At 65.7% G+C, this 25,598-nt stretch carries 20 protein-coding genes; 12 read left to right on the top strand and 8 right to left on the bottom strand.

The annotated features are described in order from the left end of the window. Positions 1 to 84: 84 nt before the first annotated feature. From ku to AC4D6D_RS23680, 7 genes are all read left to right on the top strand, one after another. Positions 85 to 960 carry a non-homologous end joining protein Ku gene (gene ku / locus AC4D6D_RS23650; RefSeq protein ID WP_491327942.1) on the top strand — a complete coding sequence of 292 codons (876 nt, stop codon included), beginning with the start codon at positions 85 to 87 and terminating at the stop codon, positions 958 to 960. 26 nt (positions 961 to 986) lie between these two features. Beyond that, the gene (ligD, locus tag AC4D6D_RS23655) at positions 987 to 3,503 is read left to right on the top strand and encodes a DNA ligase D (protein ID WP_491327943.1); all 2,517 of its coding nucleotides are present in this window, start codon (positions 987 to 989) and stop codon (positions 3,501 to 3,503) included. Positions 3,504 to 3,629: 126 nt separating this feature from the next. Beyond that, a complete protein-coding gene (locus AC4D6D_RS23660; RefSeq protein ID WP_491327944.1) occupies positions 3,630 to 3,863 on the top strand; it encodes a hypothetical protein in 234 nt (77 codons plus the stop codon). 273 nt (positions 3,864 to 4,136) lie between these two features. Beyond that, entirely contained in the window at positions 4,137 to 7,622 is a 3,486-nt protein-coding gene (locus tag AC4D6D_RS23665; RefSeq protein ID WP_491327945.1) for a response regulator, read from the top strand. Positions 7,623 to 7,650: 28 nt separating this feature from the next. After that, complete coding sequence (locus AC4D6D_RS23670) at positions 7,651 to 8,493, top strand: CheR family methyltransferase (RefSeq protein ID WP_491327946.1); 843 nt, start codon at positions 7,651 to 7,653, stop codon at positions 8,491 to 8,493. Beyond that, complete coding sequence (locus AC4D6D_RS23675) at positions 8,490 to 9,056, top strand: chemotaxis protein CheB (protein ID WP_491327947.1); 567 nt, start codon at positions 8,490 to 8,492, stop codon at positions 9,054 to 9,056. The genes AC4D6D_RS23670 and AC4D6D_RS23675 overlap by 4 nt, the downstream gene beginning before the upstream one ends. A 95-nt stretch (positions 9,057 to 9,151) precedes the next feature. Further along, positions 9,152 to 11,245 (top strand): AsmA family protein, encoded by a 2,094-nt coding sequence (locus AC4D6D_RS23680; protein ID WP_491327948.1) that lies wholly within the window; start codon positions 9,152 to 9,154, stop codon positions 11,243 to 11,245. 43 nt (positions 11,246 to 11,288) lie between these two features. On the opposite strand, the gene pncB is transcribed toward AC4D6D_RS23680, so the two are convergent. Continuing rightward, a complete protein-coding gene (gene pncB / locus AC4D6D_RS23685; RefSeq protein WP_491327949.1) occupies positions 11,289 to 12,593 on the bottom strand; it encodes a nicotinate phosphoribosyltransferase in 1,305 nt (434 codons plus the stop codon). A 27-nt stretch (positions 12,594 to 12,620) separates the two neighbouring features. Here pncB and AC4D6D_RS23690 point away from each other — a divergent pair, with 27 nt between their 5' ends. After that, on the top strand, positions 12,621 to 13,259 hold the full coding sequence (locus AC4D6D_RS23690; RefSeq protein WP_491327950.1) for a cysteine hydrolase family protein: 639 nt from the start codon (positions 12,621 to 12,623) through the stop codon (positions 13,257 to 13,259). Between the two features lie 6 nt (positions 13,260 to 13,265). Here the strand turns inward: AC4D6D_RS23690 and AC4D6D_RS23695 are convergent, their stop codons facing one another. Beyond that, on the bottom strand, positions 13,266 to 14,045 hold the full coding sequence (locus AC4D6D_RS23695; RefSeq protein ID WP_491327951.1) for an energy transducer TonB: 780 nt from the start codon (positions 14,043 to 14,045) through the stop codon (positions 13,266 to 13,268). 292 nt (positions 14,046 to 14,337) lie between these two features. Here AC4D6D_RS23695 and AC4D6D_RS23700 point away from each other — a divergent pair, with 292 nt between their 5' ends. Further along, entirely contained in the window at positions 14,338 to 15,261 is a 924-nt protein-coding gene (locus tag AC4D6D_RS23700; protein ID WP_491327952.1) for a LysR family transcriptional regulator, read from the top strand. Positions 15,262 to 15,366: 105 nt separating this feature from the next. After that, positions 15,367 to 17,361, top strand: coding sequence for a TonB-dependent receptor domain-containing protein (locus AC4D6D_RS23705; protein WP_491327953.1), 1,995 nt, complete (start codon positions 15,367 to 15,369; stop codon positions 17,359 to 17,361). Positions 17,362 to 17,403: 42 nt separating this feature from the next. On the opposite strand, the gene AC4D6D_RS23710 is transcribed toward AC4D6D_RS23705, so the two are convergent. The 4 genes from AC4D6D_RS23710 to AC4D6D_RS23725 all read right to left on the bottom strand — a co-directional run bounded on the left by AC4D6D_RS23710 (position 17,404) and on the right by AC4D6D_RS23725 (position 22,042). Further along, entirely contained in the window at positions 17,404 to 19,287 is a 1,884-nt protein-coding gene (locus AC4D6D_RS23710) for a potassium transporter Kup (protein ID WP_491327954.1), read from the bottom strand. Between the two features lie 51 nt (positions 19,288 to 19,338). Next, positions 19,339 to 20,010 (bottom strand): YitT family protein, encoded by a 672-nt coding sequence (locus AC4D6D_RS23715; RefSeq protein WP_491327955.1) that lies wholly within the window; start codon positions 20,008 to 20,010, stop codon positions 19,339 to 19,341. A gap of 143 nt (positions 20,011 to 20,153) precedes the next feature. Next, positions 20,154 to 20,882, bottom strand: a complete 729-nt coding sequence (locus AC4D6D_RS23720) for a GntR family transcriptional regulator (RefSeq protein WP_491327956.1) — start codon at positions 20,880 to 20,882, stop codon at positions 20,154 to 20,156. Between the two features lie 41 nt (positions 20,883 to 20,923). Beyond that, on the bottom strand, positions 20,924 to 22,042 hold the full coding sequence (locus AC4D6D_RS23725; protein ID WP_491327957.1) for a Rieske 2Fe-2S domain-containing protein: 1,119 nt from the start codon (positions 22,040 to 22,042) through the stop codon (positions 20,924 to 20,926). Positions 22,043 to 22,181: 139 nt separating this feature from the next. Between AC4D6D_RS23725 and AC4D6D_RS23730 the strand changes: the two genes are divergently transcribed. Further along, positions 22,182 to 22,562, top strand: a complete 381-nt coding sequence (locus AC4D6D_RS23730) for a winged helix-turn-helix domain-containing protein (RefSeq protein ID WP_491327958.1) — start codon at positions 22,182 to 22,184, stop codon at positions 22,560 to 22,562. 19 nt (positions 22,563 to 22,581) lie between these two features. On the opposite strand, the gene AC4D6D_RS23735 is transcribed toward AC4D6D_RS23730, so the two are convergent. Further along, the gene (locus tag AC4D6D_RS23735; RefSeq protein ID WP_491327959.1) at positions 22,582 to 23,238 is read right to left on the bottom strand and encodes a homogentisate 1,2-dioxygenase; all 657 of its coding nucleotides are present in this window, start codon (positions 23,236 to 23,238) and stop codon (positions 22,582 to 22,584) included. Positions 23,239 to 23,309: 71 nt separating this feature from the next. Continuing rightward, a complete protein-coding gene (locus tag AC4D6D_RS23740; RefSeq protein ID WP_491327960.1) occupies positions 23,310 to 24,260 on the bottom strand; it encodes a LysR family transcriptional regulator in 951 nt (316 codons plus the stop codon). A 92-nt stretch (positions 24,261 to 24,352) separates the two neighbouring features. On the opposite strand from AC4D6D_RS23740, the gene AC4D6D_RS23745 reads away from it, so the two are divergent. Beyond that, positions 24,353 to 25,549: an MFS transporter gene (locus AC4D6D_RS23745; RefSeq protein ID WP_491327961.1), complete on the top strand. Its 1,197-nt coding sequence runs from the start codon at positions 24,353 to 24,355 to the stop codon at positions 25,547 to 25,549. Positions 25,550 to 25,598: the final 49 nt, after the last annotated feature.

Raw genomic sequence — 25,598 nt, forward strand, 5'->3', positions numbered from 1 at the left:
GTTGCCTCCGCAGCCGGGTGGAACGCAAAGCCGGGGAACTCCTCGGTCCCTCGCGTCTTTCTCCAGACGAGAAAGGACGCGCCCATGCCTGCACGCGCATACTGGAAAGGCCAGATCCGCCTGGCGCTCGTCTCGATCCCGATCGAAGTCTATCCGGCGACGCGATCCGGCGCGGCCATCTCGTTCCATCAGATCCACGAACCCAGCGGCAAGCGTATCCGCTACGAGAAAGTCGCGCCCGGCGTCGGCCCGGTCGACCGCGACGAGATCATCAAGGGCTTCGAGGTTTCCAAGGGCAACTACATCCTGCTTGAGGAGGAGGAGATCGAGGCGGTCAAGATCGAAAGCCGCAAGACGCTGGAACTCGTGCAGTTCGTCGATGCCGACGAGATCGACGTGCTCTATTACGAAAAGCCCTATTTCGTCGTGCCTGCCGACGACTTGGCGGAAGAGGCCTATACCGTGCTGCGCGAAGCCCTGCGCCGGACCCGCAAGGTCGGGCTGGGTCAACTGGCGGTGCGCGGACGCGAGCAGCTGGTCTCGATCAAGCCCTGCGGGCGGGGGCTCGTCATGGAAGTGCTGCGCTACGCCGACGAGGTCCAGAAGGCGCAGGGCTATTTTCGCGATATCGAAGATGCCAGGCCCGACGCCGACCTGCTAGATCTTGCCACGACCCTGATCGAGAAGAAGACCGGCCCGTTCAAGCCTGCCGAGTTTCACGATCGCTACGTCGATGCGCTCCACCGCCTGATCGACAAGAAGGCCAAGTCCAAGGGCAACAAGCGTATTCTCGAAGACGTGGAAGAACCCTCCAGCGGCAAGGGCAATGTGATCGACCTGATGGCGGCACTGAAGAAGTCGGTCGGCGAAAGCGGGACGAAGGCTGCGAAGCCCTCCTCGTCCCGCAAGCCCGCAGCAAAGAAGCCGACCTCCTCGTCCCGCACCCGCAAGCACGCCTGACAGGCTTGTCGAAACAGGTATGACCCGTGAGCAAGCAAGAACCCATCACCGACCTGCTTGCCGAATATAACCGCAAGCGCGATTTCGCCAGGACCGCCGAACCTGCCGGAAAGCGCGGCAGGAAGAGCGGAAACGGCTTCGTCGTCCAGAAGCACGCGGCGACGCGGCTGCACTGGGACTTTCGCCTCGAAATAGACGGCGTGCTCAAGTCCTGGGCGGTGACGAAAGGACCGAGCGCCGATCCCGACGACAAGCGCCTGGCAGTGCGGACCGAAGACCATCCCCTATCCTACGGCACCTTCGAAGGCGGGATTCCCAAAGGCGAGTATGGCGGCGGCACGGTCATGCTCTGGGACCGCGGTACCTGGGCGCCGGTCGCCGGCAAGAGTACGCGGGATATCGACGAGGGACACCTTCACTTCATGCTCGACGGCGAGCGGATGAAGGGTGAATGGCTGCTCGTGCGGATGAAGCCCCGTCCCGGCGAAAAGCGCGAGAACTGGCTCCTGCGCAAGGTCGGCGATGCTTTCGCACAGGACGGCGATGTCCTTGTGGAGCAGGCGCTGACCAGTGTCCTGACCGGGCGCACCATGGCCGAGATCGAGGCCGACAAGGGCGCCGTCCATTCGCTCAAGGGCAAGAAGGGCGATGCCTTTGCGCAGATCATGGAAGCGGCGGCGACCAGCAATGCGCGCAAGTCCCGCCCCGCCCGCCGGAACAGCGGCAAGCCGCCGAAATTCCGCCCGGTGCAACTCGCAACACTGGTCGACAGCGTGCCGACCGGGAACCTGTGGATGCACGAGATCAAGTTCGACGGCTACCGGGCGCTTGTCGCCGCGGCGGGTGGAAAGATCGTGGTCCATACCCGCAGCGGCCTCGACTGGACGGACAAGTTCGCACCGCTGGCCGCGCATCTGGCCGCGCTGAACCTGCCGCCCTGTCTGATCGACGGCGAGATCGTCGCGCGCGGCAAGGACGGCAATCCCGATTTCTCCAGCCTCCAGGCAGTGCTCAAACGCGGCCAAGGCAGCCAGTCCGACCGGGATGCACTGGAATTCCATGCCTTCGACCTGATCGAACTGGATGGCGAGAATCTTGCCCCGATGCCCAACATCGAACGCAAGGAACGGCTGGAAGCCCTGCTCGCCGAAGTGCAGCCGCCCGTCTTCCTTGCGGACCACGTGATCGGCTCCGGCGAGAAGCTTCATGATGCCATGTGCGCGGCCGGGCAGGAGGGCATCATCGCCAAGCGGGTGGACGCCCCCTATCGCGCCGGACGCACGAAGAACTGGGTCAAGGTCAAATGCACGCGGCGGCAGGAGTTCGTGATCGTCGGCTGGTCCCGGTCGACCGCGAAGGGGCGTCCCTTCTCGTCGCTGCTGCTGGGACAATACGAAGGCAAGAATCTCGTCTATCGCGGCAAGGTCGGCACCGGCTTCGATGCCGAGAGCCTGGCCGCCATGGCCGCGAAGCTGGAGAAGCTTGCACGCAAGACGGCGCCTGTCGAAGTCGAACGCACCGAAGCGCGCGGGGCGAGCTGGGTCACGCCGAAGCTGGTGGCCGAAGTCGCCTTCGCCGAATTCACCGGCGAAGGGCGCGTGCGTCATGGCAGTTTCCTCGGCCTGAGGTCCGACAAGGACGCCAAGTCCGTCACCCCGGAACGCGCCCAGCCCGCGCCCGCAGCGGAGATCGACATGAAGATCAGCAACCGGGACCGGGTGATATTCCCCGAAAGCGGCGAAACCAAGGGCGACCTTGCCGACTATTACGCCGCCGTAGCCCCCCTCATGCTGCCTTTCGCCGCCAATCGCCCGATCAGCCTGGTCCGGTGCCCCCAGGGGCGGGCGAAGAAGTGCTTCTTCCAGAAACACGACAGCGGCACTTTCGGCAACCATGTCCATCACGTGCCGATCCGCGAAAAGGACGGCGGCGTGGAGGACTATCTCTACCTCGATAATGCGGAAGGGCTGATCGCCTGCGTGCAGATGGGCACGATCGAGTTCCACGGCTGGGGTGCGCGCGCCGACGAGGTGGAATTTCCCGAGCGCATGATCTTCGATCTCGATCCCGACGAGGGCCTGGACTTCGCCGAGTGCGCCCGCGCTGCCAAGGACATTCGGGCGCGACTGGCCGATCTCGGTCTGGTGAGCTTCGCCATGCTCTCCGGCGGCAAGGGCGTGCATGTCGTCGTTCCGCTGAAGCGGGGGCACGACTGGGACACTCACAAGGACTTCGCCCGTCGCTTTGCCGAGGCCATGAGCCTGGCACAGCCGAAACGCTACGTCGCCACCATGGGCAAAGCGAAGCGAAAGGGGCGCATCTTCATCGATTGGCTGCGCAACCAGCGCGGCGCCACTGCCGTCCTGCCCTATTCGGCGCGCGCCCGCGAAGGCGCGCCGGTCGCGGTGCCGATCTCATGGGACGAACTGGACGGCATGAAGGACGCCCATCCCTTCTCGATCGGCGACGCGTCCAAGCTGACCGAGAGGGCGCGGGACCTGCGCGGTTGGGGTTTCGTCGAACAGTCGTTGCCCGGCCTGTGACGATGTTTCCATCGCCGCATCGCCGGCTGCTGCCGAAGACTCGGGATCGCAGGGGGGAACGTCGATGGTCGGCATGCGTTGACCGCTAACCCCCGGTTTCAGAACCCTCAGCTTGGAAGGTGCAGGATGGATAGCCGCGACGAGAAAGTGCATCTCGAAAAGGATGAAGCCCGCGCCGGTTCGACGCCGGGCACAGTCCGGTACATTCTGCTGATCAGCCTGGTACTGGCAATTGCAGCGCTCTCGCTGATCTGGATAGTTCGGGCCGTTCAAGCTCCCGGCGATACCGGCGGGGTGAACGACACCCGGCAAGCCGTCGAGCAAGGCGATGCAACGCCGCAGGAGCAACCCGGCATATAGTTCGGGCCGTTCAAGCTCCCGGCGATACCGGCGGGGTGAACGACACCCGGCAAGCCGTCGAGCAAGGCGATGCAACGCCGCAGGAGCAACCCGGCATGCAGAGTCCGTCTCCGCCGCCGGCCGGAAACGGCGCTTCCTGAAAGAGGGCCAAGGCCTGCACGGAAAGAATCTTTCCTGATCGTGCGAGCATGATGGAACGCCTTGATCGCTGGTGAATTTCCCCGCATGCGGGAAGCTCGGCGGTTCCCGGCGCACTCCTTTTCTGGCAGGCTCATGCACTCACCTTTCAAGCAGGCAGCCCCTGCCAAACTAACGCTCGACGGTTCTCACGAATATTCCGGAGGGGCACGGCGGTCGGCGCCGGGACTGGACCCCAAGACCGCGTTCGGTCTTGCTATCGCGGTCCTGTTCTTTCTGGCCAGCGGGACGGTGGCCTATCTCAACGTGCGCGTCCTGCGGGACGACACGCGCAAGATCGTCCATTCCCATGAAGTCATCGTCGCGCTGAACCGTCTGCTTTCGGCCGTGCAGGATGCCGAAACCGGGCAGCGCGGGTTTCTGCTGACCGGGCGGGAGAGCTATCTCGATCCCTATCGCAGCGCGCTTGCCGATGTCGGTGGGCAGTTCGAGGCGATTGCCGGTCTCACCAGCGACAATCCCGAGCAGCAGGACCGCCTCCTGCCGCTGCGCCGCCATATCGACGCCAAGCTCGCCGAACTGCGCGAAACGATCGAGACCCGCAAGAGCGGCGGCCTGGAAGCTGCCCTCCCATTGGTCGCCTCGGATCGCGGCAAGACCGAAATGGACGCGATCCGCGCCCAGCTCGGCCTGATGCAGCAGGAAGAAGCGCGGCTGCGGGCGGAGCGGCTTGCCGAAATGGAGCAGGCCTATCGCTCGGCCTGGGCCAGCGGCATGGCTTCCTGCCTCTTGGGAATCGCCCTCACGCTGGCGATCGGCTTCCTGATCCGCCGCGCGGCGATCGCCGCCGGGAACCGTCAATGGCTCCAGTCGGGACAGGTCGCGCTCGCCTCGGCAATACTGGGCGACCAGCCGGTCGAGCAACTGGGCGAGAACATCCTCGCCTTCCTGGTCAAGTTCGTGGGCGCGCAGGCCGGTGCGGTCTTCTCGGGCGACGGCCACCTGTTCCGCCGGATCGCCTCCCACGGCGTGCCCGCCGATGCCGGGATTGTCGAGCGTTTCGCCCTGCGGGAAGGCTTGCTCGGCCAGGTCGCGGCGGACGGTGAACCGGTGCTGCTGGCCGACATTCCCGACAGCTACCTGACGATCGGCTCCACCTTCGGCAGCGACAAGCCGCGCCACCTGCTGATCGCCCCGGCCATGGCCGACGGCGCGGTCCACGGGGTGATCGAACTCGGTTTCCTTCAACCGGTGGACGAGCATGTCCTGACCTTCCTTGCCGAAATCTCGAACGCGGCGGGCGTTGCCCTTCGCTCGGCCCGCTACCGGGCCGAGTTGCAGCACCATGCCGAAGAACTCCAGGTCCAGAGCGAGGAACTGCGCGTCTCCAACGAGGAGCTGGAAGAACAGGGCCGCGCCCTCAAGGAATCGCAGGTCCGGCTCGAACACCAGCAGGTCGAACTGGAGCAGACCAATTCGCAGCTTGAGGAACAGGCCCAGCAACTGGAGCACCAGCGCGACGATCTTGCCCGCTCCAACGCCGCGGTCGAACTCAAGGCGCAGGAGCTGGAGCAGGCCAGCCGCTACAAGTCCGACTTCCTCGCCAACATGAGCCACGAACTGCGCACGCCGCTCAACTCGCTGCTGATCCTGTCGAAGCTGCTGAGCGACAATCCCAAGGCCAACCTCACCGACGAACAGGTGCAATACGCGCGCACCATCGAGTCCTCCGGCAACGACCTGCTGGCACTGATCAACGACATTCTCGACCTTTCCAAGATCGAGGCGGGACACTTGCAGATCCGGCCCGAGACGGTGCTGCTGGAGCGGCTTGCGGGCGACATGCGGCAAGTCTTCCAGCCGGTCGCACGGAATCGGGGGCTGGATTTCGAAATCCGCGTCGCGCCGGATTGCCCGGCCACGCTCGACACTGACCGGCAACGTCTGGAGCAAGTGCTCAAGAACCTGCTCTCCAATGCCTTCAAGTTCACCGAAACGGGCTGCGTAAGGCTGGAGATCGAACCGGACGGCGCCCCGGAGAGCACAAGCACCTTGCTGCTTTCCGTGACCGACACCGGGATCGGCATTCCCGAAGACCAGCAGCGCGCGATCTTCGAGGCATTCCGGCAGGCCGACGGCACGGTCAATCGCAAGTACGGCGGCACCGGCCTCGGCCTCTCGATCTCGCGCGAACTCGCCCGCCTGCTGGGCGGTGCGATCTCGTTGGCGAGCGTGCCCGGCGAGGGAAGCCGCTTCACCCTGCGGCTGCCGCTGGCCTACGATCCCGCCCTGACCGGATCGGCGCAGATCAAGCCGAACGGTCCCGCGCCCGTCGCTACCATCCCCTCCCCGGCACCCAGCGCCAAACCCGCCCCGGAACCGGCCGTGCTGCTTCGGCAGGTCGAGGACGATCGCGATACGGCCACCGCCGCCCAGCGTGTCCTGCTGGTGGTCGAGGACGATTCCGCCTTCGCGGGCATCGTGCGCGACATGGCGCGGGAAATGGGCTTCCAGTGTCTGGTTGCCGGAACCGCCGAGGAAGCCCTCCAGCTTGCCCGCAGCTTCCGTCCGCACGCCGTCGTGCTCGACATCGGGCTGCCCGACCAGTCCGGCCTCGCCCTGCTCGACCGCCTGAAGCGCGATGTCGAGACGCGGCATATCCCCGTCCATGTCGTGTCCGGCAGCGACCATACCCAGACGGCGCTGTCGCTGGGCGCCGTCGGCTACCTCGTGAAGCCGGTGAAACGCGAAGACCTTTCGGGCGTACTGGAAACGCTGGCGGCCCGGCTCGATTCCCCCACGCGCCGGGTGCTGATCGTCGAGGACGATCCGGTCCAGCGCGACGCCGTGGCACGGCTGCTGACTTCGGGCGACGTGGAGACGGTTGCCGCCGCCACCGCCGCCGAATGCCTCGAACTGCTGGCCTGCCAGTCTTTCGACTGCATGGTTCTGGACCTCGCCCTGCCCGACGCCAGCGGCTTTACACTCCTCGAAACCCTGAGCCGCGAGGGTGGCTATGCCTTCCCGCCGGTGATCGTCTATACCGGCCACGACCTCACTGCCGACGACGAGCAGCGCCTGCGCCGCTATTCGGATTCGATCATCATCAAGGGCGCGCGCTCGCCCGAGCGGCTGCTCGACGAAGTCTCGCTGTTCCTGCACCAGGTCGTCACCGAAATGCCGGCCGAGCAGCAGACGATGATCCAGCAGGCCCGCAATCGCGATGCGATCCTCGAAGGCCGCCGCATTCTGGTGGTCGAGGACGACGTGCGCAACGTCTACTCGCTCACCAACATCCTCGAACCGCAGGGCGCGGTGGTGGAGATCGCCCGCAACGGGCAGGAGGCCATCGATGCGCTCGACCGCTTCGCAGAGGACAACGCCCGCCACATCGATCTCGTGCTGATGGACGTGATGATGCCGGTAAAGGACGGCCTCACCGCCACTCGCGAAATTCGCCAGGACCCGCGCTGGACGAAACTGCCGATCATCACGCTCACCGCCAAGGCCATGCCGGACGATCAGGAGCGCTGCATCGAGGCGGGCGCCAACGACTACATGTCGAAGCCGCTCGATGTGGACAAGCTGCTCTCGCTGGTCCGCGTGTGGATGCCGCGATGATGCGGAGGCCCTGATGGTCAAGGAGCAAATGGGCACAGAAAAGATGGATGGGGAGCAGATCGAGGATATCGAGATCCGCCTCCTGCTGGAGGCACTTTTCCGCCGCTATCACTACGACTTTCGCAATTACGCCCAGGCCTCGCTGAAGCGGCGGTTGCGACAGGCACGCGACCAGATGGGGCTGCCGACTTTCTCGGCGCTCCAGGACCGCCTGTTGCGCGATCCGGCCACCGTCTCCCGCCTGCTGGGTTTCCTGACCGTGCAGGTCAGCGAACTGTTCCGCGATCCCGCCTACTTCCGCGCCATCCGCGAGAAAGTCGTGCCGCATCTGCGCACCTATCCTTCGCTCAAGGTCTGGATCGCGGGATGCAGCAGCGGCGAGGAACTCTATTCCTTCGTCATCCTGTTCCGCGAGGAAGGGTTGGAAGACCGCACGCTGTTCTATGCGACGGATATCAATCAAGATGCACTCGATGCCGCGGCGCGGGGCATCTATCCGCTGGACCGCCTTCGCACGTTCACCGAGAACCACCAGCTCTCGGGCGGAAAGTCCTCGCTTTCGGACTACTATTCCACCGCCTACGGCCACGCCGCCTTCGACAAGAGCCTGCGCGAGCGCGCGGTCTTTTCCGACCACAGCCTCGTCACCGATGCGGTCTTCGCGGAAATGCACCTGATTTCCTGTCGCAATGTCATGATCTACTTCGACCGCGGCTTGCAGGACCGCGCCGTCGGGCTGTTTCGCGGCTCGCTGGCACGCAAGGGCTTCCTCGGCCTCGGGGCGAAGGAAAGCCTGCGTTTCTCGCAATATGCCGGGTCGTTCGGCGAATTCGTGCGCGAGGAGAAGATCTACCAGCGGCGCGATCCGTGACCCGACCCCGCGCCGTCGTTATCGGAGCATCGGCGGGCGCCGTGCAGGCGCTCTCCCGCCTTCTTCCGATCCTGCCCGGCGATTATCCGCTGCCGGTTCTTGTCGTGGTTCACGTACCGCCCGGCCGCAGGAACGTGCTGGCCTCACTGTTCGCCGCCAAATGCAACCTCGAGGTGCGCGAACCGGACGACAAGGAACCGATCGCGCCGGGCACGATCCTCTTCGCCCCTCCCGACTACCACATGCTGGTCGAGACCGACCGCACCGTCTCGCTTTCGGTCGAGGGACCGGTACAGTTCTCCCGCCCGTCCATCGACGTGCTGTTCGAGAGCGCCGCCGATGCCTATGGCTCCGGTCTGGTGGGCGCGGTGCTGACCGGCGCCAACCATGATGGTGCCGAGGGCCTGCGCGCCCTCTTCGAGACAGGAGGCATCGCGCTGGTCGAAGATCCCGCAGGCGCCGCCTATCCGGTCATGCCGCGCGCCGCCCTGGCCCTCGTGCCGGGCGCCGAGAGCCTGCCCCTCGATGCACTTGCGCAGCGATTGCTGGATCTGGCGGGGTAGAGATATCGTTCAATGGCTGGAGCAGGTTATCGTCCGGTCGTGGCGGGTCTGCGCCTTTCTGCGAAACCAAACGGCTTCCCGTCGTTTAGGGCGATATGGATGCAACGACGCAAAGCGATGCGCGGACCGATTCCGGCGCAGCGGCGACGGAAGCGAAACCTCCGCAACGGCGCTCGAGGCGGCGCCTGCACATCCTGCGCAACATCCTGCTCGCGATCGTAATCGCGGTATTCGCCGCCTGGCTCGTCCTTTTCATCACCAAGGGACGGTTCCTGAAGCACCCTTTCGAGCGCACGGCAGGGTCTCTGGCCGGACGGCAGGTGCAGGTCGGCGGGGACTTCCAGCTCTACTTCGCACCGCTGCGGATCAAGTTCGTGGCCGAAGGGCTCAGTGTCTCCAATCCGGCCTGGGCCGCTCGCCCTCACTTCTTCTCGGCAAGGCGCATCGACGCCCGGATCGCCCCGCTCTCGCTGCTGTTCGGCCGGCAGCACGTTCATTCGCTGGATCTTCAAGGCGGCGCCGTCGACCTCGAATGGGACGAGGGGCATGACCGCAACACCTGGACGTTCGGCAGCGGCGAAGGCGGTAAGCCCTTCGAGTTTCCCCGCATAGACCGCGCCGTCGTGGCGGACACCCGCATCCGTTATGCCGATCCCCGCATGCCGCTGCTGGCCGATCTCCGGGTCGACCCGATCGCTTCCGCCGATGCCCGGATCGGCAAGGCCGTGGGCGTTCGGGGCGACGGCATCCTGCGCAAGACCCCGTTCCGCGTGACCGCGCGCCTGCTGTCCCCGGACGCCACCGTCAATCGCGGACGCAATGCACTGGAGCTCACCGCCTGGGCCGCCGGAAACCGGATCGACGTTTCCGGCACGCTGCCCTCGATCGCCGATTTCGAGGACGTTCCCCTCAAGGTCCGGGCGCGCGGAGACGACTTGTCCGACCTACTCGCCATCATCGACGTCGCCATTCCGCAAACCCGCCGTTACGGTCTCGCCGCGCAACTCGTGAAGGACGGCGAGACCTACCGCTTCACCGGTCTGCATGGCACGTTCGGCCAATCCGACATCGCCGGCAAGCTGACCGTCACCAATGCCGAGCGCCTGCGCATGGATGCCGCACTCGCGACGCGACGGCTCGACATCGTCGATGCGGCGCCGTTCATCGGCTACAATCCTGACATCGTCGCCGCGAAAGGCGCGGTTGCCGCCGCCGCCGCGACGGGCGCCGGAGCGCGCCGGGTCCTGCCCGATGCCGCGCTGCCGGTCGAGACGATGCAGCGCTTCGACGCGGGGCTGGACTGGAAGATCGGCGTCATCCGCTCCCGCAACGTCCCGGTGCAGAACATCGCGCTCAAGCTCTCGCTCGACCATGGGCGGCTTGCCCTCTCGCCGCTGACGTTCTCCATGGCGCGCGGGGACGTATCGTCCAACCTGATGTTCGACACCAGACAGAGACCCGCCGCGACGAGCTACGATATCCGCCTCTCGCCGACGCCGATGGGCCGCCTCCTGGCAGGATACGGCGTGGCGGAATCCGGCACCACGGGGACCATCAGTGGCCGTATCAAGCTGGAAGGCAGGGGCGACACGATCCACGACTCGCTCGCTTCCGCATCCGGGCGCATCGCTTTCGTGATGCCCAGAGGCACCTTCTGGACGCGCAACGTGCAACTGGCCGAACTGGATCTCGGGACTTTCGCCTCGAAGATGTTCGAGGGCAAGTTGAAGAAGCCGGTCGAGATCAATTGCGGCCTCATCGCCTTCACCGTGCGCAGCGGCACAGCCGCGGCAGACCCGATCCTCATCGATACTTCGAAGAACGTGATTACCGGACGCGGCGGCTTCAGCTTCGGAACAGAAGCGATCGATCTGGCAATCCGTGCAGACGGAAAGAAATTCAGCCTGTTCTCGGGCCAGTCCCCGGTAGGAATCGGCGGCCACTTTGCCCAGCCCTCGCTCCGCGTAGTAAGCCCCCAGCTGCTCGGCCGTGCCGGAGTGGGGCTGGGCCTCGCCGTGGCGGCAACGCCGGTCGCCGGGCTTCTGGCCTTCGTCGATGTCGGCGATGCAAAGTCAGCCGCCTGCGGTCCGGTACTGTCAGCCGCTCCCGCCTCGGCGCAACGTACCAGCAAGGGCAAGCCTCGCGACGACGTTCGCTCCGAACACGGGAAATCCGCCCACAAGCGTTAGTTGAGTCTGGTCTTCCGCGATGTTCGGGGATGGGTCCAGATACCTAGACCGAAACCGTGCTCGCCACCCGGCCGGCCTCGCCGAACACACGCAGATAGCGCTGGATCTCCTCCGGCCTGCCTGTCGCCTTCGCCGGGTTGTCCGAGAGTTTCACCGCCGGGCGCCCGTTCGCCGAGACGACCTTGCAGACCAGCGAGATCGGGTCGAGGTCCGCCGTCTCGAACGGCGCGCAGCCTCGGAAGTCGTTGGTGAGGTTGGTGCCCCAGCCAAAGCTCATCCGTACACGGCCGTGGAAATGGCGATAGGTCGCCTCGATGCTGTCGATGTCCATGCCGTCGGAAAAGATCAGCAGTTTGCTCTTCGGATCGCGGCCCTTTTCCTGCCACCAGCGAATGATCTGCTCGCCGCCCTCGATCGGCGGGGCGCTGTCGGGGCGAAAACCGGTCCAGTCCGCCACCCAGTCCGGCGCGCGTTCGAGAAACGAGGCGGTGCCGAAAGCATCGGGCAGCGCCACCCGCAAGTTGCCGCCGTAGTGATCGCTCCAGTCCTTGAGCACGCGGTAGGGCGCCTGGCGCAGTTCCTCGTCGCTCTCCGCCAGCGCCGCCAGCACCATCGGCAGTTCGTGGGCATTGGTGCCGATGGCCTCCAGATCGGCATCCATCGCCAGCAGGACGTTGGACGAGCCGATGAAGCGGCTGCCCAAGCCCTCCTTCAGCGCCTCCACGCACCAGCGCTGCCACAGGAAACCATGCCGCCGCCGGGTGCCGAAGTCCGAGAGCACGAGGTCGGGAAGCTGGGCGAGCCGCTCCACTTTCTCCCAGAGCTTGGCCTTGGCGCGGGCATAGAGCACGTCGAGCGCAAAACGGCCGCGATCCTTCATCGCCGACCGCGAACGCAGTTCGTTGACGATGGCCAGCGCGGGAATCTCCCACATCATCGTATGCGTCCACGGCCCTTCGAAACGCAGCTCGTACTGGCCGTCAACTTTGTGCAGCTCGTATTCGGGCAGGCGGAAATCGGCAAGCCAGGCGATGAAGTCCGGGCTGAACATCTGCGCCTTGCCGTAGAAGCTGTTGCCCGCCAGCCAGATCAGCTCCTTCTTGCCGAACCGCAGCGTGCGCGCATGATCGAGCTGGGCGCGCAGTTCCGCCTCGTCGATCACTTCTGCCAGCCGCACCGATTTCGTGCGGTTGATCAGCTCGAAGGTTGCCCGGACGTCCGGATAGAGATGCCGGACCATCTGCAGCATCAACAGCTTGTAGAAGTCCGTATCGAGCAGGCTGCGCACGATCGGATCGAGCCGCCAGTTGTGATTGTAGGTGCGGGTTGCAATATCCGTGTAGACCATGACCCAGTCTTAGGACGATATGCGCCAATGACAAACCTTCCCGCGATCGAACTTTCGGCAACTCCGCTTCCGGTTTCCAGCAAGAAGCGCTTCGTCATCGTCGTCGACATGCAGGGCGACTTCGTCCACGCCTCCGGCGCCCTGCCGGTTCCGGATGCCGAGGCGATCGTTGCGCCCGTGCAGGACTGGCTCGCCGCGCTCGCCCCGGAAACCACGGCGGGCGTGCTGCTCACGTTCGACACCCACGTTCCCGAAGTCTACGCCGGTTCGCCCGAAAGCGCGCAGTTCCCGATCCATTGCATTCACGACACGCCAGGCTGGGAAAGTGTCCTTGACGCGGGGGCGATCGCACCGTCCATCCCGGTCTATACTCTGGACAAGGGCGTGTTCGATATGTGGGCGGAGTCCGGACTCTCGCTGAAACCGCTCGGCGGGGAGGCAATCGACCGCGAGGCTTTCTTCGCAAACCTCGCCGCCGAGGGCCTTCGCGATGTTACCGTGGTCGGCGTCGCAGCGGATTTTTGCGTGAAATGGGCGATCGAGGGCCTGCTGGCACGCGGATTCCGCGTGGAACTTCCGGCCTCTTTGACGCGCGGGATCGGCATGGACGCCGGCGCCGTGGTCGCACAGCTGCGCGGCGAGGAACGCGAGGTTCCCGCCGGATAGCGACGATCAGGTTCGCAAAACGAAAGGAATCTCCACCAGTCCGCGCACCATGACCAGCGCGCCGTCACGCTTGGTGGGCGACCATTTCCAGCGCCGTACCGAGGAAAGCGCAGCCTTGTCGAGCCGGTCGAAACCGCTGCTCGTCGAAACCGAGATATCCGCCACGGTGCCGTCGGTGCCCAGGATCACCATCAGCACCACTGTGCCCTGCTCGTGCTTGCGCCGCGATTCCACCGGATAACGCGGCGGCTCGGCCGAGATCATCTTCGACGACAGGTCCCCGGCATTCTCGATGCGCGGGGCCGGAGCCACCGCTACGCTCTGGGTCTGCGGCGCCGGTGGACCGGGCACCGCGACGCGCACGACCGGCGGCTCGGGCGAAGTGCTGATCGTTGCCGGGGCGGACGTCAGCACGATCGGAGGCGGCGGCGCCACGACCGGCGAGACCGGCTGCACCGTCACCTTTTCCGGCTGCGGCTGAGGCTTGGGCGGCTGGGGAGGCGGCGGCGGTTTGAGTTGCTGGAGGTCGGCGACGACCAGCCGCTTGTGCGTCTCGCGATGCGCGTTGACGATGTTGAGCGCCAGCATCGAGGCGATCATGCCGCCGACAATCGCGGTGGCCCCCAGCATGGCCGCAAGATTGGGCTTGCGGCTTTCGCCATAGCGCGAGACGGTCCGGGGCGCATGAAGGGCAACGACTTCCGCCGGAGGTCGCGACTGCGGGATCGAGGTACTTGCCGGGAGATCCGGCGCCAGTGCGTCCGGGTGATGAATGGTGGCGTACATGGTCAAGCGATCTAACCCCAACGAACCCACAGGGCCGCCCTGTCGACCCGGCTAATGCGAGTCATTCGCATAGCCTATACGGGCACATCGGTCGAGTATGAATCGGCACCGCTCCGGCGCAATTCCTCCGATCCAGGCTTATTGCCGCTTCCCGAAACGCGCGACGGACTGCAAACGTGTTGTTTCCACTCTATTTCCCACCCCCTTCACCTCATGATCGGACCGCAACAAAGCGCTTCCATACCGATTCGGGGTCATTGCGACTGAGACGAAGTTGCAATACTCGCGCGCCATGGTCCTGCCGATCTCGCCCAACCTGCTTCTCACGCTGACCTTGCTGCTCAAGACCAAGAGCGTCAGTGGTACGGCGCTTGCGCTTGGAGTAAGCCAGCCGAGCGTCAGCCGTTCGCTCTCGCAACTGCGCACAGCACTCAAGGACCCGTTGCTGGTCCGCTCGGGCAGCGGCATGGCCCGCACCCGCCGGGGTGACGAACTGGTGGGGAAGCTGGCCGACTGGATGGCAACGACATCCGCCCTGCTGGTGGAGGACCGCTTCGATCCCGCCCGCGTCGAACGCCGCTTCCGCGTGGCTTCCACCGATTTCGGCGTCATGTCCGTGCTGCTTCCGGCCATGGCGACTTTGCGCGAGGAAGCCCCTGCGATCGCCATCGACATCGTACCGCTGAGCCACGCCACCCACCGCGCGCTGGCCGAAGGCGATATCGACCTCGCAATCTCGGGTCTCGACCATGACCCCTCGCAGCTTCACCGCGCCCTGCTGTTCGAGGACGAGTTCCTCTGCGTCACCCGCGCCGACCACCCGCTGGCACGAGGCGAAGCTCCCGTTTCGATCGATGAATTCCTGGCTCATCCGCACCTCGGCCTCACGGTGAGCGAAGCGGAGCTGGACCGGGTGGCAATGACGCTGGGCAGCGCCGCCGCCGCGCGCCAGGTCGTCGCCAGTCTGCCCTATTTCGGTCTGGCCCCCGCGATGCTGTCCGCAGGCGATCTGGTCATGGTCCTGCCCTCTCGGGCCGCCGTGCATTTCGATCCGCGCCATGGACTGGCCACGCGCCCGGCACCTTCGGAACTGGGCCTTCTGCAATACTGGCTGCTCTGGCACGAGCGCAGCCATCGGGATCCCGCCTCGCAATGGCTGCGGGACCGTCTGGCGCAGATCTGCAGGCGACAGCCGCCGCGCGCGCTGCCTGAATAGTCGATATCCGATCTTGATTGTTGGCCTGCGAACACCCCCACGCCAAGGGCGCTACTGCAAAGCATTCGCATTAGCTCTGTATTCGTGTCCCAAAGGGGGGTAATCGTGATCTACAAGTTCCGGCTGCGCGCGAGCGCGGCCACCCTGAGCCTTGCCGCTACCACGCTCGGCACCGCGCTGGTTGCCCGGCCTGCCCTTGCCGACGAAGCTGAAAGCACCACCGGCGCTTCCACCATCGTCGTGACCGCCACCAGCCGCGAGCAGGAAGTGAAGGACGCGCCTGCTTCGATCAGCGTCATCACCCGCGAGGACCTGGAGCGCCTGCCCTACCGCGAAGTGACCGATGCGCTGATGGAAATTCCCGGCGTCACCGTCACGCCCGGCGAAGGCAATAGCCGCGATATCTCGATCCGCGGCATGTCGCCGCAGTACACGCTGATCCTGGTCGACGGAAAACGCCTGAACAGCCGCGAAACCCGTACCAACGGCGGCAACAACTCCGAGGGCGGCATGCTGCCCCCGCTGGAATCGATCGAGCGCATCGAAGTGGTGCGCGGGCCGATGTCCTCACTCTACGGTTCCGATGCGATGGGCGGCGTCGTCAATGTCATCACCCGCCGTATCGCCAGCGAATGGCGCGGCAGCGTGCGCGTCAACGGCACGATGCAGCTCGGCAGCGACTACGGCAATTTCCAAGACGGCAACTTCTATCTTTCCGGCCCCATTACCAAAGGCGTCGGCCTTCAGTTGCAAGGCTCGCTCAACCGTCGCACCGAAGACCGCGTCGTCGGCGGCACGCCCGAGCGCAAGGACGAGAGCCTGGGCGGCAAGATCGGCTTCTCCGCCGGTCCCGACCACGACTTCCTCGTCGAGGGCGGCTACTATCGCCAGGAAGTGACCGCCACGGCAGGCAAGACCGTGGAAGTGACCGCCACCGTTCCCGAAGGCACCCTCGATACCCAGACCCAGGAGCGCTACGTCGCCGCGCTCAGCCATTCGGGCCGCTGGGGCTTCGCCAATTCGGAAAGCTACGTCCAGTACGAAGACGCCAAGAACCTCGAAACCACCAAGCGGATCAAGAACACCGTCGCGCAGTCGATCTGGTCGGTGCAGCTGCCGTCCAACATGCTGAGTCTCGGAGGTTTCTTCCGCAAGGAAGATCTTACGGACACGGTCGGCAATCTGCTGCCGGGCTCGACCCGCGGCGGCGCCAGCCGCACCAACTGGGCGCTGTTCGCCGAGAACGAGCTGTCGATCCTCGACAGCCTGCGCCTGACCGGCGGCATCCGCATGGACAACGACGAGCAGTACGGCAACCACTGGACCCCACGGGCTTACCTCGTCTGGAACACCACGGAACGCCTGACCCTGAAGGGCGGCTATTCGCAGGGCTTCCGCGCGCCGAACCTGCGCCAGACCCTGCCCGACTGGGGCCAGGCCAGCCGCGGCGGCACGATCTACGGCAACCCCGACCTCGAAGCGGAAACCTCACGCACGATCGAGGCGGTGGCGATGTACGAAGGCAAGGGCTTCGAGGCCAGCCTGACCGCCTACGACACCCGCTTCAACGACAAGATCACGCGGCTTACCTGCGAGCAGGCCGGAGCCTGGTGCATCAACGAACCGCTCAGTTCGATCGGCCGTCCGCCGACGACTTACGTGAACGTCGACAAGGCGAAAGTGCGCGGCATCGAGGCGACCGTCTCCCTCGATCTCACCCCTACGCTGCGCCTCAACGCGACCGGTACGCTGACCGATTCCAAGCAGCTGACCGGCGCCAGCGCGGGCATGGCGCTCAACGACACGCCCAAGCAGCAGGCCAGCGCCTCGCTGAACTGGCGCCCCGACGACCGCCTCAGCCTATACGCCCGCGCCGTCTATCGCGGCGAGGAGGCGGTGACCGAGGCGCAGATCAGCGGCAACAACCTCGTCGTCGAATCCTATACGACCGTCGAGCTCGGCGGATCGTACAAGGTCTCGTCCGGCTTCACTTTCCATGCGGGCGTGCAGAACCTGTTAGACAAGCGCCTGAACTACGGCGAGGCCGGCTACATGATCGACCCGGCCCGCGTCTGGATGGGCGTGACCGCCCGCTTCTGACGACCTGAGAAAAGGCGCTCCCGACAGTCGGGAGCGCCTTTTTCAGATCTCCAGCTGGCTGCCCAGTTCGATCACCCGATTGGTGGGCAGCTTGAAGAATTCCATCGCACTCTGGGCGTTGCGGACCAGCAGCGCGAAGAGCTTCTCCCGCCAGAGCGCCATGCCCGGCCGCGCGGAAGGGATCAGCGTCTGGCGCGAAAGGAAATAGCTGGTCTCCATCGCCTTGAACGGCCCGCCCGCGCGGTCCTCCACCGCGAGCGCGGCGGGAATGTCCGCCTCGTCCATGAAGCCGTAGTGCAGGACCATGCGGTAGAAGCCCTGCCCCATGTCCTCGACCTCGCAGCGGTCCTCAGGGGCGACATGGGGCACGCCGCGGTTGGACACCGTCAGGATCACCACGCGGTCGTGCAGGATGTGGTTGTGCTTGAGGTTGTGCAGCAGCCCCGGCGGCACACCCTCGATCGTGGAGGCCAGGAACACCGCCGTTCCCGGCACCCGCCGTACCCGCTCGCCCACGGACTTGAGGAAGACGCCGAAGGGGATCGAATCCTCCTTCAGGCGCGTGCGTACCAGCTGCCTGCCGGTTGCCCAGGTGGTGAGCAAGGTGAAGACCACGGCCGCCACCAGCAGCGGGAACCAGCCGCCGTCGGGGATCTTGGTGACGTTCGAGGCGAAGTATAGTCCGTCGATGACCAGCAGGCCCAGCGTCACAGCGCCCGCGAGCGCCGGATGCCATTTCCAGACAGTGAAGGTCAGCACGCCGAGCAGGCAGGCGGTGATGACCATCGTGCCGGTCACCGCGATGCCGTAAGCTGCCGCCAGGTTGCCCGAGCTGCGGAAGCCGAAGACCAGCAGGATCACCATGACCAGCAGGCCCCAGTTGACCAGCGGCACGTAGATCTGCCCCGCCGCCTTGGCGCTCGTGTGCAGGATCTTGATACGCGGCAGGAAACCGAGCTGCACCGCCTGCTGCGAGACCGAGAAGGCGCCCGAGATCACCGCCTGGCTGGCGATGACCGTGGCCATCGTCGCCAGCGCCACCAGCGGCAGGCGCGCCCAGTCCGGCGCCATGAAGAAGAACGGATTGCTGATCGCCTCGGGATTGCGCAGCACCAGCGAGGCCTGCCCGAGGTAGTTGAGCAGCAGGCAGGGAAAAGCGACATAGAGCCACGAGATCGAGATCGCCTTGCGGCCGAAGTGCCCCATGTCGGCATAGAGCGCCTCGGCCCCGGTCACCGCCAGAACCACGGAACCCAGAGCCAGGAAGGCCAGCTTGGGGTTCGCCACGAAGAACTCGACCGCGTGATGCGGGCTCAGCGCCGAGATCACTTCGGGCGCGCGCAGGATCGACGATATGCCCAGCATGGCCAGCACCAGGAAATAGACGATCATGACCGGGCCGAAGAACTTCCCCATGATCGCCGTGCCGTGCGACTGGACCGAGAACAGCGCGATCAGGATCACCACCGCGATCGGCAGCACGAAGCGCGCGAAGCCGGGGTTCACCACCGTCAGCCCCTCCACCGCCGAAAGCACCGAGACTGCCGGGGTGATGATGGCGTCGCCGTAGAACAATGCAGTCGCCGTCACGCCCAGCATGGCGATCAGCGGCGTCCAGCGGTTCTTGCCGATCGTGCGGCCGATCAGCGCCAGCAGGGCCAGGCTGCCGCCCTCGCCGTTGTTGTCGGCGCGCAGGATGATGAAGACGTACTTGATCGTGACGATGAGCATCATCGTCCAGAACATCAGCGAGATCACGCCGAACATGTGGAGGCGGTCCACCACCAGCGGGTGATGGCCGATGAAGCTCTCCTTCAGGGCATAGAGCGGAGACGTGCCGATATCGCCGAACACGACGCCGATGGCGCCGATCGACAGCGCCGTGAGGCTTTCATTGGGGGCATGGTGCCCGGAAGTCTCGCTCATGAAAGGGCGCCTGTTCTCACGTAAGTCACGCGCGCATAGGCGCCGCGATGCTTATGAATTTTTTAGGCGAACGGCGCAATTCCCGGCAGCGACCGCTTCCACCGGGCGCACCTTGCGCAGCGGCGAGAAACCGGCATAGCGACCGGGACGCAGCCAGAGCGCCGTCACCACGCCCATGCCGATCGCACTCGTCGCCGACCACGCCAGCTTGTCGAGCGGCAGGAAGATCGAGGACGCCGCGAGGATCGCGAAATCGATCAGGATCTGCGAGCGGCCGATGTTCCAGCCGCGCCTCTGCTGGAGCCAGACGGTGACGATCCCGACACCGCCGACGCCCGCCCCATGGCGCACCACCGCCAGCGTTCCCATGCCGAGCAGCGTGCCCGCCCCGACGGCGGCGGCGAAGGGGTCCTTGACCTCGATCGTCAGGGCATGTTCGGAGAGCACCGAGGCCAGCGCGATGCCGCCGCTGGCGACGACCGTGCGCAAGGTGAACAGCGAGCCCATCGCCCGCAGCGCGAGGAACAGGAACGGCAGGTTGAGCGCCGCGAACAGCAGGCCCGGCGGGAGCGGCGCGAAATGGCCGACCAGCAGTGCGAGACCGGCCATGCCGCCCGTCACCAATCCCGCCGAATGGAGGATCGTCAGGCCCAGCCCGATCAGCAGGCTGCCCACCGCAAGCGCGTAAATGTCCTCGATGCGGCCGTGGCGAATGGCGGTCATGGCGAAAGATCCTCGTCAGGAGGGGTGATTCGCCCGCCGTTTATGCAGTTGCGAAGGCGCTGTCGAGAGCCGGAAAACGCACGCAACAACCCGCTATTTTCGGGGCATTGCAACGCAATGAGACCCCTTCCCGGGACGGCCGCTCAGCGGGATTCTTTCGCAGGTGCAATAATCGCGGTCCCCAGCCCCAATCCCTCGAACACCCGTGCGCTTCCGGTTGCGGCATGGGCGTGGGAGCGCATGATGCTTTCGGCCAGATCGGCATCTCCGGCATGGATCGCGGCAAGGACTGCCCGGTGCTGGACATGGGCCTTGCGCAAGTGCTCGAATTCGGCCTCGCGGTCGTCCTCCCAGTCCAGCGCGAGCGCCGCCGCCGACGCGAAAGGCAGGAGGTTGTTGCGGGCCAGCGCGATCTCGATCGCGCCGTTGCCGCTGGCCCGCACCAGTTGCTCGTGAAAGGCCAGATTATAGGCGTGGAAGCCTTCGAGATCCTCATCGGACAGATAGCCCTTGGCGAAGAGCCCATCGCCGCTCGCCAGGCATTGCTCGAAGGTCCGCTCTTCACGCGGGGAAAGCCCCCGCAGCGCGAGCCGCCGCGCCGCAAGGCCTTCCAGCACGCCGCGCACTTCGACGGCAGCCTCGATCTCCACGGCGGAAGGCCCACGCACCGCATAGCCGCGGTTGCCCAGCTTCGCCACCAGGCCTTCCTGTTCGAGCGCCCGCAGCGCCGTCCGCACCGGCATGCGGGAGACGCCGAGGGCCTCGGCGGTCGGAATCTCGGCGATCCGCTCACCATCCTGCAGTTCGCCCGAGGCGATCATGCGCCGCAGCGAGACGATCACATGCTGGCCCGGCTTCATTCCTTTACTCATCGCCGGGAGCCTAGCCGTGTTTTTCCGACCGAGGAAGAAGCCTATGCAGGCACCGTTTCCGCCGCGATGGCGCGTTCGATCATCAGCCGCGACCGGGCACCACCGGCATCGATATTGAGTTTCAGCAGCTTGCGGTCGGGATAGCGCAGCAGATTGGCCTGCTGACGCTCCAGCATTTCCAGGTCTTCGGAGAAGATCTTGCCCTGACCTTCGCGAATGGTATCGGTGAGCGCGGCATCGTCCACCGCGAACTTGCGCGCCATGCCCCAGAAGTAATGGTGCGAGGTCTCCGTTTCCGGCGTGATGAAATCGACGACGATGCTGGAGGCCTTCGCCGCATCGTCCGCATCGTAGCCACCCTGCCCGGCCAGCGCGACGCCGACCTCGATCATGACATGGCTGGGCAGCGAGAAGCGGCAGATCTGCCAGCGGTCCACCACGGCATCTTCCGGCAGCCCGGCCCCGCGCAAGGCCATGCGCCAGAACGGCGGCGCCTGGACGCCGTCCATGAACCGGCTGGTCACGACTTCATCGGCTTCGGCGCGGGTCTTCACCGGGGCCTCGTCGATTTCCTTCTGGCCGATGCTGCTGGCATGGACATAAGTCTCGTGCGTGAGGTCCATGAGATTGTCGACCATCAGCCGGTAGTCGCAGGCGATATGGTAAAGTCCACCGCCGTAAGCCCATTCCGCGCTTTCAGCCCAGGGCAGATGGTGCATGAGCGCCGGATCGGCGGCCTCTTGATCCCCTGGCCAGACCCAGATGAAGCCGTAACGCTCCACCGCCGCGTAAGTCCGCACCGGGGGGAAACCCTTCACGCGCTGGCCGGGCATGTCCACAGCGCGGCCCGAGCAGCCCATCGCCAGACCGTGATAGCCGCAGACCAGATTGCCTTCGCGCATGAAGCCCAGCGAAAGCGGCGCGCCGCGATGGGGGCAGAAATCGTCCATGGCCGCCGGGCGACCGTCCTGCCCGCGGAACAGCACCATCTGTTCGCCGCAGATCTTCCGGCCGAGCGGCTTGCCGTCGATCTCGTCGGGCGTGCAGGCGACGTACCAGGCATTGCGCGGCCAAGGCGCTGCAGCGCGCTCCGAATCGCTGGAAGGCGCTGCCTCGGGAACGGATGCATCGCGGGTAAAGGTTTGGGTGTCTTCGGTCATGGTCCTCTCCAGCCTCTGGGGCGTCGTTATTGGATCCAATTTGTCGCATTGGATCCAATCAGTCAAGACCAAACAATGATGCTCGCCCGAACCTTCAACACGATGTAGGATCGCGCGAATTCTCTTCCGCCGATCGAGCATGACCGCCAAACCGAAACTGAAGCTGCACGCCCGCATCTATTGCGGAGACGAGATCGCAATGGGTCCGGGCAAGGCCGACCTGCTGGAGGCCATCGACCGCGAAGGCTCGATCTCCGCCGCCGGGCGGGCGATGGGCATGAGCTATCGCCGCGCCTGGTTGCTGGTCGATGCGATGAACCGCTGCTGGCAGGCGCCGTTGGTGGAAACCGTGGCCGGTGGCAGCCGCGAGCGCGGTGCCAGAGTGACGGACACCGGTCGCCTAGTGCTCGCGCAGTTTCGCGGCCTTCAGGCGCTCATGGGCGCGCTGGGCCGGTCCGCCGAATATCGGGCGCTGGAAGGCGCGGTGCGCGAGCAGCCGCTCCCCGCACAAGGTGACTGAACGGGGCGACTGAACGGTATCAGGGCAGGCGCGTGACCAGCAGGGGCAGCCGGGCCACGGCATTGCCCGATATCTGGAGCAGATAGGTGCCGGGCTGGAGCGCGAAATCCACCATCTTGCGGATGCCCGAGCAATCCGGCCCATGGCCATGCGCGGTCGAAGGCATGACCTTACCGTTCCCTGCCTTGGCTCCGGCCTTCACCACGTCGATCCAGGCCGCCGCGCCAAGCGCCACGCGGTAACTGCCCGCATCAGCCACGGAGAATGTGTAAAGCCCGCCGAAGCTCACCGAACCGCCGGGCTTCTCGGGACGCTGGGCATAGCGCATTTCGGAGGTCGGGCGCAGGCCGCCCTCGATCGCCTTACCGGTGTCGATTTTTGCGCCCGACAGCGAGCGCGTGTCGCGGGCTGCCAGCAAGGGCCTGCGCGATGTCCATGCCGCGAGTTCGGGCGGCAGGTCCACCGGGTCGGACGGACAGGCCGTAGGGCTGGGCATGTGATCCGCAGGGCCTGAGGGCTTGCCCTCCGGCGACGGCGCGCTGGGCGCGCCGACCGGCGACTGCATCGGGAACTGCTCGGGCGAGACTTGCGCGAAGGCCATGCCCGCAGGCAGAACGGCGGCCAGCGTCAGCACCGATGCCAAAGAGGCGGCGCGGGGCAGGAGAGGCCGGGTCATCGTCTAGGTTCCTTCATTGCAGAGGTCTCTTCAAGCTTGGCGATATAGCCGATCCCAGCCCGCCCGACAGGTCAAAAATGCGGACTGCGATTCATCTGGCCGTTCAGGCGATCACTCAGAAAATCCACGAAGACCCGCACCCGCGCAGGCATGTTCGTCCCTCCAACGAAGACCGCGTGGACGAGTTCCACGTCGCCGGGGTTGTAGTCTTCGAGCACCGGAACCAGCCGTCCCGAAGCGATCTCCTCCACCACGCTGAAACGGCCGACGCGGGTGATGCCCACGCCGTCCGCTGCGAGCTGGCCCAGCGTCTCGCCATTGTTCGCCTCGATCGAGCCGCGCACGCTCAGCGCATAGTCGCGTCCGTCCTTGCGGAACGGCCAGACCGGCTCGGCGCGGCGAAAATTGAAGTTCAGGCAATTGTGCTCCAGCAGGTCCTCCGGCACTTGCGGCATGCCCCGGAGCGCCAGATAGCCAGGCGCGGCAACGATGACGCGGCGGTTCTCGCCCAGCTTGCGCGCAGTGAGCGAACTGTCCGCCAGTGGCCCGAAGCGGATCGCCACGTCGGCCTCTCCCGCCGCCACGTCGACCAGCCGGTCGCTGACGCCGACATCGACCAGAATATGCGGATAGAGCCGCGCGAATTCGCCCAATAGCGGCACCACGGTCAAGCGGGCATGGGCATGGGAGACGCTGACCCGCAGCCGCCCGCGCGGCGCGCCGCGATCGGCGATCGACTGCTCGGCATCGTCGAGGTCAGCCAGGATCCGCCGCGCCGCACCGAGATAGGCCTGCCCTTCGGCCGTCAGCGACAGCGCCCGTGTGGTGCGCAGCAGCAGCCGCACGCCCAGCCGCGCCTCGATGCGGTCGACCGTCCGGCTGACGGCCGAAGGGGTCAGGTCGAGCAGCCGTCCCGCCGCGGAAAAGCTGCCTTCGGACACCACCGCCGCGAAGACCTCCAGCGCCCTCGCCCGATCCGCGCCGAGCGGAACCTTTGCATCTGATTCAAAAATCTTTCGCATCCGGGCAGCCTACCGCGCCGGGCTGGAACAGTCCATTTTTGCATCATTCACCACTCCCATCCCCGTATGACGATCGATCGAAGGACTTTTCCGTGACGGCCAGCAGCCCAGACTCACTCCATCCCCGCCGAGTCCTGCTCGCCCTGGCGATCGGGGCCTTCGGCATCGGCACGACCGAGTTCTCGCCGATGGGCCTGCTCCCGGTCATCGCCGAGGGCGTCAAGGTCTCCATCCCCACGGCGGGCCTGCTCGTCAGTGCCTATGCCATCGGCGTCATGCTCGGCGCGCCGGTCATGACGCTGGCCTTCAGCCGGTTCGGGAAACGGACCGCGCTGATGCTGCTCATGGGCATCTTCACCCTCGGCAACCTGATGTCCGCCATGGCGCCGGGCTACTATACGCTGCTGCTGGCGAGACTTGTCACCAGCCTCAATCACGGCGCCTTCTTCGGCCTCGGCGCCGTGGTCGCGGCAAGCGTGGTTCCGAAGGACAAGCAGGGCAGTGCCGTCGCCACGATGTTCCTCGGCCTGACCATCGCCAATATCGGCGGCGTACCGGCGGCGACGTGGATCGGCCAGCAGGTCGGCTGGCGAACCGCCTTCGGGGGCACCGCGCTGATCGGCCTCACCGCGATTCTGGCGCTCTGGGCCGCGCTTCCCAAGGGTAGCAACGGAACCCGGCCGGACGTCGCACGCGAACTCAGGGTCCTGACGCGCGGCCCGGTCCTGCTCGCCATGGCCACGACGGTCATGGGGGCTGGCGCGATGTTCACACTCTATACTTATGTGGCGCCCGCCCTGACCCAGCTCGCCCATGCCTCGAACGCCTTCGTGACCCTCGCCCTCGCGCTGATCGGTGTCGGCTTCACCATCGGCAACTGGGCAGGCGGACGACTGGCAGACTGGTCGCTCGACGGCGCGACCAAGCTGTTCCTCGCGCTGCTGGCCGTGGTCATGATGGTCCTGCCGCTGGCGCTGACCTCGCAGATCGGCGCCGCGATCGGGCTGCTCGTCTGGGGCGCCGCCGCCTTTGCTCTGGTGCCGCCCGTGCAGATGCGGGTCATGGCGGCGGCCTCTGAAGCGCCGGGCCTCGCCTCCTCGATCAATGTCGGCGCGTTCAATCTCGGCAATGCGCTGGGCGCAGCCGCCGGCGCAGCCGTCGTCAAGCTCGGTCTCGGCTATGGCGCGGTCTCCGTTACCGGCAGCCTCCTGGCCATGACGGGACTGCTGCTCGTATTGTTCGGCACCCGGCCGATGAAGATCGGGCAGCCCCATCTGGCAGAAGCCTGACAGTCGAGCGAAGCCCTGTTCCTCCGAACCGCAGAGAGTTTGTTTCCGT

This window comes from Novosphingobium sp. BF6, assembly GCF_058273105.1.

Coding starts and splice junctions, on each gene's coding strand:
- ku (WP_491327942.1), top strand. CDS start 85: ATGCCTGCACGCGCATACTGGAAAGGCCAGATCCGCCTGGCGCTCGTC.
- AC4D6D_RS23660 (WP_491327944.1), top strand. CDS start 3,630: ATGGATAGCCGCGACGAGAAAGTGCATCTCGAAAAGGATGAAGCCCGC.
- AC4D6D_RS23665 (WP_491327945.1), top strand. CDS start 4,137: ATGCACTCACCTTTCAAGCAGGCAGCCCCTGCCAAACTAACGCTCGAC.
- AC4D6D_RS23670 (WP_491327946.1), top strand. CDS start 7,651: ATGGGCACAGAAAAGATGGATGGGGAGCAGATCGAGGATATCGAGATC.
- AC4D6D_RS23680 (WP_491327948.1), top strand. CDS start 9,152: ATGGATGCAACGACGCAAAGCGATGCGCGGACCGATTCCGGCGCAGCG.
- pncB (WP_491327949.1), bottom strand. CDS start 12,593: ATGGTCTACACGGATATTGCAACCCGCACCTACAATCACAACTGGCGG.
- AC4D6D_RS23690 (WP_491327950.1), top strand. CDS start 12,621: ATGACAAACCTTCCCGCGATCGAACTTTCGGCAACTCCGCTTCCGGTT.
- AC4D6D_RS23695 (WP_491327951.1), bottom strand. CDS start 14,045: ATGTACGCCACCATTCATCACCCGGACGCACTGGCGCCGGATCTCCCG.
- AC4D6D_RS23700 (WP_491327952.1), top strand. CDS start 14,338: ATGGTCCTGCCGATCTCGCCCAACCTGCTTCTCACGCTGACCTTGCTG.
- AC4D6D_RS23710 (WP_491327954.1), bottom strand. CDS start 19,287: ATGAGCGAGACTTCCGGGCACCATGCCCCCAATGAAAGCCTCACGGCG.
- AC4D6D_RS23715 (WP_491327955.1), bottom strand. CDS start 20,010: ATGACCGCCATTCGCCACGGCCGCATCGAGGACATTTACGCGCTTGCG.
- AC4D6D_RS23720 (WP_491327956.1), bottom strand. CDS start 20,882: ATGAGTAAAGGAATGAAGCCGGGCCAGCATGTGATCGTCTCGCTGCGG.
- AC4D6D_RS23725 (WP_491327957.1), bottom strand. CDS start 22,042: ATGACCGAAGACACCCAAACCTTTACCCGCGATGCATCCGTTCCCGAG.
- AC4D6D_RS23730 (WP_491327958.1), top strand. CDS start 22,182: ATGACCGCCAAACCGAAACTGAAGCTGCACGCCCGCATCTATTGCGGA.
- AC4D6D_RS23735 (WP_491327959.1), bottom strand. CDS start 23,238: ATGACCCGGCCTCTCCTGCCCCGCGCCGCCTCTTTGGCATCGGTGCTG.
- AC4D6D_RS23740 (WP_491327960.1), bottom strand. CDS start 24,260: ATGCGAAAGATTTTTGAATCAGATGCAAAGGTTCCGCTCGGCGCGGAT.